This is a genomic window from Streptomyces sp. NPDC003077, assembly GCF_040611095.1.
Classification (GTDB): Bacteria; Actinomycetota; Actinomycetes; order Streptomycetales; family Streptomycetaceae; genus Streptomyces.
This window is the reverse complement of sequence record NZ_JBEXNM010000055.1, coordinates 1-12,908: the sequence shown is the minus strand read 5'-3', so window position 1 is coordinate 12,908 and position 12,908 is coordinate 1. Positions and strand designations below refer to the sequence as shown.

Here is a 12,908-nt window from a genome sequence, read left to right as displayed (position 1 = left end):
TACGGGCACATGAGGTCCGGAACGGCGGCCTAATGGAAAAGGCGCGCACGCGACAAACCGCCCAACGGATAGGGGGAACCGCCAGGTGAGCACGACCGCAGGCACCGGCTTCTGCCGGGTCACCGTCGCCGCGCCGGACGCACGGATCGACGTGGCACTGCCCGAGGACGTCGCACTCGTCGACATTTATCCGGAGATCCTGCGGCTCTCCGGCCAGTCCCAGGCGGAGGGTGCCCCGACCGGCTACCACCTCGTGCGCCGCGACGGCACGGTGCTCGACGCCGGCCAGTCGCTCGCCCAGCAGCAGATCCTGGACGGCGACCTGCTGCTGCTGAGGCCGTTCGCCGAGTCGCTGCCGCTGCCGGTGTTCGACGACGTCTCCGACGCCGTCGCCTCCGCGGTCAAGCGCAACCGCAACCGCTGGAGCGACGACCTGATGAGCGTCGTCGGCCTCAGCGCCGGCGTGCTGCTCCTGGTGATGATGGCCTTCGCCCTGTGGTTCTCGAACCCGGCCGACCGCGACATGCACCGCCTGCCCGGCATCATCGCCGGCGTCACCGGCATCGTCCTGGTCACGCTGGCCGGCGTGCGCGCCCGCGTCTACGACGACCACCCCTCCTCCATCGCGCTGGGCCTGGCCGCCCTGCCGCACCTGCTGCTCGCCGGCTCCGGCATCTTCCCGGTGGACGACGGGCAGGGGCCCGGGCGGCTGCACCTGCTGGTGGGCTGCGTGACCGTACTGATCGCCTCGGTTCTCCTGGTGGTGCTGCTGCCGCGCGGCGACTCCCCGTTCGTGGCCGCCGCGTCGCTGGCCGCCATCGGCACCCTCGCCGTCTTCGCGGCCATCCTCACCGGCGCCGAGGCGCGCGAGGTCGCGGCCGTCACCGCCGTGGTCGCCATCGCCGTGGTGGCGTGGCTGCCGGGGCTGTCCGCCCGGTTCGCCCGGCTGCCCATCGGCTACAAGTCGCCCGACCAGATCGCCAAGGGCAGCAGCTACGACAACAGTGCCGGCCAGCCGTCGGACTCCGAGTCGGTGGACTTCGTCAAGATCGGCAACCAGGCGCGGCGCGGCCACGAACTGCTGCTCGGCCTGGTCGCGGGGTGCTCGGCCCTCGTCGTCGGCGCCGCCGGCGTCGTCCTCGGCTTCTCCGACAACGTCTGGGCCCAGCTCCTGGCCCTGGCCGCGGGCATCACGATCATGCTGCGGGCCCGGCTGTTCGACTACACCGCGCAGGTCGCGTGCCTGACGGTGGCGGGCATCCTGACGATCGTCCTGCTGATCCTGGGCATCTCCCTGAACCCGCCGGCCGAGATGCTCGCCGACCTCATCCGCTTCGGCGAGGACGGCCCGCTGAACGTCCGCACCGTCTGGTTCTCCGCCAGCATCGCCGCCGGCGCCGCCATCCTGGTGGGCGTGGGCCTGATCGTCCCGCGCAAGGGTGTCACCCCCTTCTGGGGCCGCGTCATGGACCTCTTCGACGGGCTGGTGCTGCTGTCCCTGGTGCCGCTGTGCCTGGCGGTGCTGGACGTGTACGGGACGGTGCGCGGGCTGACGTCCTGACGCGCGGGCCCCGGCCCGGCCCCACGCGAGGACCCGTTCGCGCCCCGGCCCCCTGACCACCCGGTCAGGGGGCCGGATGTGCCTGGTAGGCTGATGGACGGCCCTATCGAGTCCATATTCGAAGATTCCCTGTGAAGAAGACCAGGGACGCTCAGGGGCCACGAAACAAACGAGGAGTTCCGCGTGTCGCTCGACGCCGCCACGAAGAAGCAGATCATGGGCGAGTTCGCCACCAAGGAGGGTGACACCGGTTCCCCCGAGGTCCAGGTCGCGCTGCTCACCCGCCGCATCTCGGACCTGACCGAGCACCTCAAGACCCACAAGCACGACCACCACTCCCGCCGTGGCCTGCTGCTCCTGGTCGGCCAGCGCCGCCGTCTGCTGCAGTACCTGGCGAAGAAGGACATCACGCGCTTCCGTGCGCTGGTCGAGCGCCTGGGCATCCGCCGCGGTGCGGCGGGCGCCAAGTAAGACGTCGTGAAGGGAGCGGTTCCCACCTCGGGAACCGCTCCCTTTGCCATACGCACCGGACGCTTCAGCCACCCCGCTGTCGGCGAAGCTTTGTAGTCTGGTTCCAACACGCATGACAGCGAAGAGGTGGGGCGCCCCCTCAGCCGCCGGTCCTCGGTAGTGGCCCCCGGATGATTCCCCGTACGGGCAGTACACCGGGTGCTTCGATCGAAGACCGGCCCGCAACCCCGGCGCTCCACCGACGACGGTCCCCTGCCATACGGGCAGCGGACGCAGACGAGGAGATATTCCCGGTGGAGAACGAGACCCACTACGCCGAGGCCGTCATCGACAACGGCTCCTTCGGCACCCGCACCATCCGCTTCGAAACGGGCCGCCTGGCCAAGCAGGCCGCCGGCTCCGCGGTCGCCTACCTGGACGACGACACCATGGTGCTGTCGGCCACCACGGCCTCGAAGAACCCCAAGGACCAGCTCGACTTCTTCCCGCTGACGGTCGACGTCGAAGAGCGCATGTACGCGGCCGGCAAGATCCCCGGCTCCTTCTTCCGCCGTGAGGGCCGGCCGTCCGAGGACGCGATCCTCACCTGCCGCCTGATCGACCGCCCGCTGCGCCCGTCCTTCAAGAAGGGCCTGCGCAACGAGATCCAGATCGTCGAGACGATCATGGCGCTCAACCCCGACCACCTGTACGACGTGGTCGCCATCAACGCCGCCTCCTGCTCCACGCAGCTCGCGGGCCTGCCCTTCTCCGGCCCGATCGGCGGCACCCGCGTCGCCCTGATCAAGGGCCAGTGGGTCGCGTTCCCGACCCACACCGAGCTGGAGGACGCCGTCTTCGACATGGTCGTGGCCGGCCGCGTCCTCCCGGACGGCGACGTCGCGATCATGATGGTCGAGGCCGAGGCCACCGAGAAGACGATCCAGCTGGTCAAGGACGGCGCCGAGGCCCCCACCGAGGAGGTCGTGGCCGCCGGTCTGGAGGCCGCCAAGCCCTTCATCAAGGTCCTGTGCAAGGCCCAGTCGGAGCTGGCCGCCAAGGCCGCCAAGCCGACCGGCGAGTTCCCGATCTTCCTGGACTACCAGGACGACGTCCTGGAGGCGCTGACCGCCGCCGTCCGCGACGAGCTGGCCCAGGCGCTGACCATCGCCGGCAAGCAGGAGCGCGAGGCCGAGCTGGACCGCGTCAAGGCGCTGGCCGCCGAGAAGCTGCTGCCGCAGTTCGAGGGCCGCGAGAAGGAGATCTCCGCCGCGTACCGCTCGCTGACCAAGACCCTGGTCCGCGAGCGCGTCATCAAGGAGAAGAAGCGCATCGACGGCCGCGGCGTCACGGACATCCGTACGCTGGCCGCCGAGGTCGAGGCGATCCCGCGCGTGCACGGTTCCGCGCTGTTCGAGCGGGGCGAGACCCAGATCCTGGGCGTCACCACGCTGAACATGCTCCGTATGGAGCAGCAGCTGGACACCCTCTCCCCGGTGACCCGCAAGCGCTACATGCACAACTACAACTTCCCGCCGTACTCCACCGGTGAGACCGGCCGCGTCGGCTCCCCCAAGCGCCGCGAGATCGGCCACGGCGCGCTCGCCGAGCGCGCCCTGGTGCCGGTGCTGCCGACCCGCGAGGAGTTCCCCTACGCCATCCGCCAGGTCTCCGAGGCGCTCGGCTCCAACGGCTCGACCTCGATGGGCTCGGTCTGCGCCTCCACGATGTCGCTGCTGAACGCCGGTGTGCCGCTGAAGGCCCCGGTCGCCGGCATCGCCATGGGCCTGATCTCCCAGGAGATCGACGGCGAGACGCACTACGTCACCCTCACCGACATCCTCGGCGCGGAGGACGCGTTCGGCGACATGGACTTCAAGGTCGCCGGTACGAAGCAGTTCGTCACCGCCCTTCAGCTGGACACCAAGCTGGACGGCATCCCGGCCTCCGTCCTGGCCGCGGCCCTCAAGCAGGCCCGCGACGCGCGGCTGCACATCCTGGACGTGATGAACGAGGCGATCGACGTTCCGGACGAGATGTCCCCGAACGCGCCGCGGATCATCACCGTCAAGATCCCGGTGGACAAGATCGGTGAGGTCATCGGCCCCAAGGGCAAGATGATCAACCAGATCCAGGAGGACACCGGCGCCGACATCACCATCGAGGACGACGGCACGATCTACATCGGCGCCGCCGACGGCCCGTCCGCCGAGGCCGCCCGCGCCACGATCAACGGCATCGCCAACCCGACGATGCCCGAGGTCGGCGAGCGCTACCTGGGCACGGTCGTCAAGACCACCACCTTCGGCGCGTTCGTCTCCCTGCTCCCGGGCAAGGACGGCCTGCTGCACATCTCGCAGATCCGCAAGCTGGCCGGCGGCAAGCGCGTGGAGAACGTCGAGGACGTGCTCGCCGTGGGCGCCAAGGTCCAGGTCGAGATCGCCGAGATCGACCAGCGCGGCAAGCTGTCGCTGACGCCGGTCATCGAGGGCGAGGACGACAACGACGACAAGAAGGACGACGCCGCCAAGTGACGTCCCGTAGCTCGCAGGCGACGGCCCGCACCTCTTCGGAGGGGCGGGCCGTCGCCCGTACCCAAACGCTTCTCAAGGGCACCAACGGCGCCGGGACGGTCCGCCGGACCACCCTCCCCGGCGGCCTGCGCGTCGTCACCGAGACGCTGCCCTCCGTCCGCTCCGTGACCTTCGGCATCTGGGCGCACGTCGGCTCGCGCGACGAGACCCCGACGCTCAACGGCGCCACCCACTACCTGGAGCACCTGCTCTTCAAGGGCACCGAGCGGCGCAGCGCGCTGGACATCTCCGCCGCCATCGACGAGGTCGGCGGCGAGATGAACGCCTTCACCGCCAAGGAGTACACCTGCTACTACGCGCGGGTGCTCGACACGGACCTGCCGCTGGCCATCGACGTGGTCTGCGACATGCTGACCGGCTCGACGATCGAGGCGGCGGACGTGGACGCCGAGCGCGGGGTGATCCTCGAAGAGATCGCCATGACCGAGGACGACCCGGGCGACTGCGTGCACGACCTGTTCGCGCACACCATGCTCGGCGACACGCCCCTGGGCCGCCCGGTCCTGGGCACCGTCGACACGATCAACGCGCTCACCCCCCAGCAGATCCGCCGCTTCTACAAGAAGCACTACGACCCGACCCACCTGGTCGTCGCCGCCGCGGGCAACGTCGACCACGCCAAGGTCGTCCGCATGGTGCGGCGCGCCTTCGAACGGGCCGGGGCGCTGGAGCGGACCGACGCGGTGCCGGTCGCGCCCCGCGCCGGGTCCCGCACGATCCGCACGGCCGGCCGCGTCGAACTGCTCAACCGCCGCACCGAGCAGGCCCACGTCGTCCTCGGCATGCCGGGCCTGGCCCGCACGGACGACCGCCGCTGGGCGATGGGCGTGCTCAACGCGGCGCTCGGCGGCGGCATGAGCTCGCGCCTCTTCCAGGAGATCCGGGAGAAGCGCGGCCTGGCCTACAGCGTGTACTCGTACACGTCCGGCTACGCCGACTGCGGCCTGTTCGGCGTCTACGCGGGCTGCCGCCCGAGCCAGGTGGACGACGTGCTCAAGATCTGCCGCGACCAGCTCGACCAGGTCGCGGCCGAGGGCCTGACCGACGACGAGGTGCGCCGCGCGATCGGCCAGCTCCGCGGTTCCACGGTGCTGGGCCTGGAGGACACCGGCGCGCTGATGAACCGCATCGGCAAGAGCGAGCTGTGCTGGGGCGCCCAGATGTCGGTCGACGACATGCTCGCCCGGATAGCGGCGGTCACCCCGGACGAGGTGCGCGAGGTGGCCCGCGATGTACTGGGACGGCGCCCGTCCCTGGCCGTCATCGGCCCGCTGAAGGACCGGCAGGCCGATCGGCTGCACCAGGCGGTCGCCTGAGGTACCGGACCGGCCGCCCGTCCCCGTGGCGGGCGGCCGGTCCGCGACCGGTGACCGGCGCGGTTTTCCGACCGGACGAGCCGGTGGGGAGGTTCCCCGGCCGGGCGGGCCGGTCGACCACAACGAGCGAGGACAGGAACGAGATGAGCGACAAGCTGCGGGTGGCGGTACTGGGCGCCCACGGGCGGATCGGTTCCGAGGCGGTACGGGCCGTGGAGGCCGCCGAGGACATGGAGCTGGTGGCGGGCCTGGGCCGGGGCAGCGACCTCGCGGAGCTGACGGCGTCCGGGGCCCAGGTGGCCGTGGACCTCACCCACCCCGACTCCGTGATGGACAACCTCGCCTACTGCCTCGCGCACGGCATCCACGGCGTCGTCGGCACCACCGGCTGGACCGGCGAGCGGCTGGCCACCCTGGAGCGGCAGCTCGCCGACTCCCCGTCCACCGGCCTGCTCATCGCCCCGAACTTCTCCCTCGGCGCCGTCCTGACCATGCGGTTCGCCCAGCAGGCCGCCCGCTTCTTCGAGTCCGTCGAGGTCATCGAGCTGCACCACCCGAACAAGGCGGACGCCCCCTCCGGCACCGCCGCCCGCACGGCGCAGCTCATCGCCGAGGCCCGCGAGAAGGCCGGCTGCCCGCCGCAGCCCGACGCCACCAGCACCGCGCTGGACGGCGCGCGCGGCGCCGACGTGGCCGGCGTCCCGGTGCACTCCGTCCGGCTGCGCGGCCTGCTGGCCCACCAGGAGGTGCTGCTCGGCGGGGTGGGGGAGACCCTCACCATCCGGCACGACTCGCTGCACCACAGCAGCTTCATGCCGGGCGTGCTGCTCGGCATCCGCCGAGTGGTGGACACCCCGGGCCTGACGGTGGGCCTGGAACACTTCCTCGACCTGGACTGACGGGCAGACCGACGGTGCGCGCAAAGATCACTTACTTCGTCCTCGCGGCGGTCCTGGTCGTCTACTTCGTCCTCGTCGGCAGCCGCGGCGTCGTGCTCCTCAAGCAGGGCACCGCGGTCACCGTCCTCTTCGGCGTCGCCGTCCTGGTCATGCCGTTCATCGGGCTGTGGTTCCTCTGGCACACCACCCAGTTCGCCCGCAAGGCCGGACGGCTGGCCCGCGAGCTGGAGGCGGAGGGCGGACTGCCCGTCGACGAGCTCGCGCGCACGCCGTCCGGCCGCATCGACCGTGACTCCGCCGACGAGGTCTTCGACCGCCGCCGCGCCGAGACGGAGCGGGCCCCCGACGACTGGCGCACCTGGTTCCGGCTCGCCGTGGCCTACCACGACGCCCGCGACACGCCGCGCGCCCGCAAGGCGATGCAGCGGGCCATCGCCCTCCATGACGGGAAGCCGGTCCGGGCGTGAGGGGAAGCCGCCGGATTTCCGGCAGGGGCTGACGGGCATCCGGGACGGCTTTCCGGTCCGGCTCCCGGCAGGGGCCGACGGCCTTCCGGAACGGCTTCCCGGCACGGACCGGCGGCCATCTGGAACGTGCCGCGGGCCTTCCGGCACGGGCTGACGGGCGGGGGCCGCGCGTGCGGGGCGCGCTTTGACGGCGTGGGCGGGAGCCGCGCGTCCCCGCCCCGCCCCGGACGTCCCAGGCGGGGCGCACAGGCGCGTCCGGCGCGGGCAAACTCCGGCCGCGCGCCCGCTCGCGCGGCCGATGCGTACGTCCCCTACCGCGCGTACTCCGCCGCCCACGCCTCCACCACGTCGGCCGCGCGGTCGAAGGCCCCCGGGCGGGCCAGGAAGTCCGCGTTGTGGTCGGTGAGCAGTATCCGCGTCGCCGCGTCGCCGCCGGTCCGCTCCAGCAGCAGGGCCTGGCCCTGCACCGTCCGCGGCAGACCCAGCCACTTCACGGGCTGCTGTGCCGTACGGACCGGGCCGACCGCGTCCCACGGCACCGTCGTCGTACGGAAGAACGCGACCTGCCGCAGGCCGTGCCGGCTGACCCACACCCCGACCCGCAGCAGCCGCAGCGCGAAGGCGATGACCAGAAGACCGACGGCCAGGCACACCAGGGCGGCGGCCGGCGCGTCGGCGAGCGCGATGATCAGCGCGGAGAGCAGGACGAACGAGGCCAGCAGCAAAAACACCGCCGCCGCCCCCACCCGCCAGGGACCTGGCCGGTAGGGACGGCGCCAGTGATCGGGCTCGTCGTGGGGCAGCGGTGCGGTGTGCGCGATGCCGCTGCCCGGGTCGAGGTCGCGGTCGGCCGTCAGAATGGACAGGGGCACGGCTGATCCTCACTCGCGGGGCCTCAGATGGGGCCACTGATGAGACTGTGACCGCTGAGGCTAGCGTTCGTGATCAACCGGAACCACTCGACCGGCCGCGACCGGGTTTCATCGGGTGGCGGTCAGTGACCGTTGGCCGCCTCGGACTGATGGACCGTCCGCGCACCGGAGGTGTTCTGCTCCAGTGCCGGAAGCCCCAGCAGCAGTGAGCCGACCAGGCCGGCCACCACTGTCAGGCCGAGAAGGGAACGCCCCGCGAGCTGCGCGCGACTCGCGCGCTCGCGCGGCGGCGGTGCGACGTTGCTTCGGTACCGGTCTGCCTCTGCGACGAAGGCGAACGGGACGGGCTCTCGCCGGCGGCGGAACATGGGCGGGCTCTCCTAGGAACCTCGGAGTGGGCACTGTCACACGGTGCAACGACGGTGTCGTCCGGGAAGTGCCCGTTTTCAGTGGCTTCTGTGAAAAATATCAACCCGACGGGCCTGTGGTGTAGACGGGGGTCCGCTTTATTGGATCTTGTTCCGTCCTGTCGCTTTTCCGGGACTGTCAGTGGCGGGCCGTAGGCTGGGCGCGCATCGAGAGACGAATGGAAGGAACCGCCGGTGTCCCAGACCCCCGCCGAGACCGCCGCACCCGACAGCGCCGAGGGCGCCCCCGCCTTCCGGAGCGAGGTGACGGTCGAGCTGGTCAAGCACAGCGCCGCGGACAGCGACGTGCTGTGGGCGGCCCGCGTCTCCACGGCCGGCGAGCAGTCCCTGGACGAGCTGCGCAAGGACCCGGAGCGCTCCAAGGGCCTGATCAACTACCTGATGCGGGACCGGCACGGCAGCCCCTTCGAGCACAACTCGATGACGTTCTTCATCAGCGCCCCGATCTTCGTCTTCCGCGAGTTCATGCGGCACCGCGTGGGCTGGTCCTACAACGAGGAGTCCGGCCGCTACCGTCAGCTGGAGCCGGTCTTCTACGTCCCGGACGCCTCGCGCAAGCTCGTCCAGCAGGGCCGCCCCGGCAAGTACGAGTTCGTCCAGGGCACCCAGGAGCAGCTCGACGTCACCACCCGGGTGATGGAGGACTCCTACCGCCAGGCGTACGCCGCCTACCAGGAGATGCTCGCCGCCGGCGTGGCGCGCGAGGTGGCCCGCTCGGTGCTGCCCGTCGGCCTGTTCTCCTCCATGTACGCCACCTGCAACGCCCGTTCCCTCATGCACTTCCTCGGCCTGCGCACGCAGCACGAGCTCGCGGCCGTCCCCTCCTTCCCGCAGCGCGAGATCGAGATGGTCGGCGAGCGCATGGAGGCCGAATGGGCCAAGCTCATGCCGCTCACCTACGCCGCCTTCAACGCCAACGGCCGCATCGCCCCGTAAGGCGATGCCCCAGGCCGGGCGGCCGGTCAGGGGCGCCGGGCAGCCGGGGTGCCACCCGCACGGCACCCCGGCAGGTGTCCGGATTGCAGCGTTTTACGAACTTCATCTACGCTGAAGAAACGGACCCGGCACTGCTTGAACCCCCGAGCAGGCAGTGCCGGAGTCCACAACTCCGCTCCCAGGGGCGCAACCCGCGGTGAGCTACGAGTAGCGTGGGACCCATGGCTCCGACATCCACACCGCAGACCCCCTTCGGACGGGTGCTGACCGCGATGGTCACGCCGTTCACGGAGGATGGCGCGATCGACCTCGACGGCACGCAGCGGCTCGCCGCCCACTTGGTGGACGCCGGCAACGACGGCATCGTCGTCAACGGCACCACCGGAGAGTCCCCGACCACCAGTGACGCGGAGAAAGCGCAGCTCGTCCGCGCCGTGGTCGATGTGGTGGGCGAGCGCGCCCATGTCGTCGCCGGAGTCGGAACCAACGACACCCAGCACAGCCTGGAGCTCGCCCGCGCCGCGCGGGACGCCGGCGCCCACGGCCTGCTCACGGTCACGCCGTACTACAGCAAGCCCCCGCAGGAAGGTCTCTTCCGGCACTTCACGGCCATCGCCGACGCCACCGACCTGCCGGTCATGCTGTACGACATCCCCGGCCGCACCGGCGTGCCGATCAGCACGGAGACGCTCGTCCGGCTCGCCGAGCACCCGCGCATCGTCGCCAACAAGGACGCCAAGGGCGACCTCGGCCGGGCGAGCTGGGCCATCGCCCGCTCCGGGCTCGCCTGGTACAGCGGCGACGACATGCTGAACCTGCCGCTGCTGTCGGTCGGCGCGGTCGGCTTCGTCTCCGTCGTGAGCCACCTGGTCACCCCCGAGCTGCGCGCCCTCCTGGACGCCCACCTGCACGGCGACGTCACCAAGGCCACCGAGATCCACCAGAAGCTGCTGCCGGTCTTCACGGGCATGTTCCGCACGCAGGGCGTCATCACGACGAAGGCCGCGCTCGCGCTCCAGGGGCTGCCCGGCGGCCCGCTGCGGCTGCCGCTCGTGGAGCTGACCCCGGAGGAGACCGAGCAGCTCAAGCGGGATCTCGTCGCCGGTGGCGTCCACCTGTGACCACGAACTTCTGAAAAACCACCGGTACTGCCGGTTCATCGCACAACAGCAGACCGAAACAGTCCCTAGCACGACCACACAACAGCAAGTGCACGAATGTCATGCGCGCCACGTGCCTCAGGGTGACGTGGCGCGTGTGGTGAGGAGAGTCTTTTGAGTCATCCGCATCCCGAGCTCGGCGCACCGCCGAAGCTTCCCAAGGGCGGCCTGCGGGTCACCCCCCTCGGCGGCCTGGGCGAGATCGGCCGCAACATGACCGTGTTCGAGTACGGCGGCCGGCTGCTGATCGTCGACTGCGGAGTGCTCTTCCCCGAGGAGGAGCAGCCCGGAATTGACCTGATCCTGCCGGACTTCTCGTCCATCAGGGACCGCCTCGACGACATCGACGGCATCGTGCTCACGCACGGCCACGAGGACCACATCGGCGGCGTCCCGTACCTGCTGCGGGAGAAGCCCGACATCCCGCTGATCGGCTCCAAGCTGACGCTCGCCCTCATCGAGGCCAAGCTCCAGGAGCACCGCATCCGCCCCTACACCCTTGAGGTGGAAGAGGGCCACCGCGAGCGCGTCGGCCCCTTCGACTGCGAGTTCATCGCGGTCAACCACTCCATCCCGGACGCCCTCGCCGTCGCCATCCGCACCCCCGCGGGCATGGCCGTGCACACCGGCGACTTCAAGATGGACCAGCTCCCGCTGGACCGCCGCCTCACCGACCTGCCGGCCTTCGCCCGGCTCGGCGAGGAGGGCATCGACCTGCTCCTGGTCGACTCCACCAACGCCGAGGTCCCCGGCTTCGTCCCGCCCGAGCGCGACATCTCCAACGTGCTGCGCCAGGTCTTCGCCGGCGCCCAGAAGCGCATCATCGTCGCCAGCTTCGCCAGCCACGTCCACCGCATCCAGCAGATCCTGGACGCGGCGCACGAGTACGGCCGCCGGGTTGCCTTCGTCGGCCGCTCGATGGTCCGCAACATGGGCATCGCCCGCGACCTGGGCTACCTGCGCGTGCCGGCCGGCCTGGTCGTCGACGTCCGCGCGCTGGACGACCTCCCGGACGAGGAAGTCGTGCTGGTCTGCACCGGGTCCCAGGGCGAGCCGATGGCCGCGCTGTCCCGGATGGCCAACCGCGACCACCAGATCCGCATCGTCCAGGGCGACACGGTGATCCTGGCCTCGTCGCTCATCCCCGGCAACGAGAACGCGGTCTACCGGGTCATCAACGGCCTCACCCGCTGGGGCGCCAACGTCGTCCACAAGGGCAACGCCAAGGTCCACGTCTCGGGCCACGCCTCGGCCGGCGAGCTGCTGTACTTCTACAACATCTGCAAGCCCAAGAACCTCATGCCGGTACACGGCGAGTGGCGCCACCTGCGCGCCAACGCGGAGCTGGGCGCGCTGACCGGCATCCCGAAGGACCGGATCGTCATCGCCGAGGACGGCGTGGCCGTCGACCTGGTCGACGGCGTCGCCAAGATCGTCGGAAAGGTCCAGGCCGGGTACGTCTACGTCGACGGCCTCTCGGTCGGCGACGTCACCGAGTCCTCCCTCAAGGACCGCCGCATCCTCGGCGACGAGGGCATCATCTCCGTCTTCCTCGTCGTGGACAGCAGCACGGGGAAGATCGTGGGCGGCCCGCACATCCAGGCCCGCGGCTCGGGCATCGACGACGCCGACTTCGCCGCCGTGATTCCGAAGATCGACGAATCGCTCTCCCGCGCGGCCCAGGACGGCGTCGCCGAACCCCACCAGCTCCAGCAGCTGGTCCGCCGCGCGGTCGGCAAGTGGGTCTCCGACAACTACCGCCGGCGCCCGATGATCCTTCCTGTGGTCGTCGAGGTCTGACGGACGTGCCGTGACCTGACGGGCCGTCATGGCCCGTGCCGCGCTCAGCGGCAGCGGGGCGCCAGGATTTGCATCCGGGCGCCCCGCTCCAGTACGTTTACGTCTCCGCCGAAGGGGAACCCGGAACGCCAGCGCGTACGGAGCGCCCCGATTCGAGGCGGAATCCGACCCAGAGAAATCTGATAATGTCGGGCCCGGCCGAAAGGCCAAACCCCTCCGACGGGAATTCGGAAACGAATTCACGGAGACCGCGACTCGGTAACGAGAAAGCGGCCCGGGAATCCGGATCTGATAGAGTCGGAAACCGCGAGAAAGGCGGCCGAAAGGCCCGCCCGGACCGCGAACCGGCGAAAATCAGGGCCGCGAGGATCTGATAGAGTCGGAAACGCAAGACCGAAGGGAAGCGCCCCGAGAACCCGGTGAGA

11 protein-coding genes are annotated in these 12,908 nt (G+C 70.6%); 9 read left to right on the top strand and 2 right to left on the bottom strand.

The genetic code is table 11. The annotated features are described in order from the left end of the window. Nucleotides 1-85: 85 nt before the first annotated feature. The 6 genes from eccD (at nucleotide 86) to ABZX96_RS28590 (ending at nucleotide 7,287) form a co-directional block, all read left to right on the top strand. A complete protein-coding gene (gene eccD, locus ABZX96_RS28615; RefSeq protein ID WP_355549936.1) occupies nucleotides 86-1,561 on the top strand; it encodes a type VII secretion integral membrane protein EccD in 1,476 nt (491 codons plus the stop codon). A gap of 183 nt (nucleotides 1,562-1,744) precedes the next feature. Then, a complete protein-coding gene (rpsO, locus tag ABZX96_RS28610) occupies nucleotides 1,745-2,032 on the top strand; it encodes a 30S ribosomal protein S15 (protein ID WP_355549934.1) in 288 nt (95 codons plus the stop codon). Between the two features lie 293 nt (nucleotides 2,033-2,325). Continuing rightward, a complete protein-coding gene (locus tag ABZX96_RS28605) occupies nucleotides 2,326-4,545 on the top strand; it encodes a polyribonucleotide nucleotidyltransferase (RefSeq protein ID WP_355549932.1) in 2,220 nt (739 codons plus the stop codon). Next, a complete protein-coding gene (locus tag ABZX96_RS28600) occupies nucleotides 4,542-5,921 on the top strand; it encodes a pitrilysin family protein (RefSeq protein WP_355549930.1) in 1,380 nt (459 codons plus the stop codon). The genes ABZX96_RS28605 and ABZX96_RS28600 overlap by 4 nt, the downstream gene beginning before the upstream one ends. Before the next feature lie 143 nt (nucleotides 5,922-6,064). Next, the gene (dapB, locus tag ABZX96_RS28595; RefSeq protein ID WP_355549929.1) at nucleotides 6,065-6,820 is read left to right on the top strand and encodes a 4-hydroxy-tetrahydrodipicolinate reductase; all 756 of its coding nucleotides are present in this window, start codon (nucleotides 6,065-6,067) and stop codon (nucleotides 6,818-6,820) included. 14 nt (nucleotides 6,821-6,834) lie between these two features. After that, nucleotides 6,835-7,287, top strand: coding sequence for a hypothetical protein (locus tag ABZX96_RS28590; RefSeq protein WP_355549927.1), 453 nt, complete (start codon nucleotides 6,835-6,837; stop codon nucleotides 7,285-7,287). 311 nt (nucleotides 7,288-7,598) lie between these two features. Here ABZX96_RS28590 and ABZX96_RS28585 read toward each other — a convergent pair whose 3' ends face one another. Further along, complete coding sequence (locus ABZX96_RS28585; RefSeq protein WP_355549925.1) at nucleotides 7,599-8,159, bottom strand: hypothetical protein; 561 nt, start codon at nucleotides 8,157-8,159, stop codon at nucleotides 7,599-7,601. A gap of 122 nt (nucleotides 8,160-8,281) precedes the next feature. Further along, entirely contained in the window at nucleotides 8,282-8,527 is a 246-nt protein-coding gene (locus tag ABZX96_RS28580) for a hypothetical protein (RefSeq protein WP_355549923.1), read from the bottom strand. 234 nt (nucleotides 8,528-8,761) lie between these two features. On the opposite strand from ABZX96_RS28580, the gene thyX reads away from it, so the two are divergent. The 3 genes from thyX to ABZX96_RS28565 all read left to right on the top strand — a co-directional run bounded on the left by thyX (nucleotide 8,762) and on the right by ABZX96_RS28565 (nucleotide 12,483). Further along, a complete protein-coding gene (thyX, locus tag ABZX96_RS28575; protein ID WP_355549921.1) occupies nucleotides 8,762-9,523 on the top strand; it encodes an FAD-dependent thymidylate synthase in 762 nt (253 codons plus the stop codon). A 221-nt stretch (nucleotides 9,524-9,744) separates the two neighbouring features. Further along, nucleotides 9,745-10,644, top strand: coding sequence for a 4-hydroxy-tetrahydrodipicolinate synthase (gene dapA, locus ABZX96_RS28570; protein WP_355549919.1), 900 nt, complete (start codon nucleotides 9,745-9,747; stop codon nucleotides 10,642-10,644). Nucleotides 10,645-10,797: 153 nt separating this feature from the next. Then, on the top strand, nucleotides 10,798-12,483 hold the full coding sequence (locus ABZX96_RS28565; RefSeq protein ID WP_355549917.1) for a ribonuclease J: 1,686 nt from the start codon (nucleotides 10,798-10,800) through the stop codon (nucleotides 12,481-12,483). Nucleotides 12,484-12,908 lie beyond the last annotated feature (425 nt).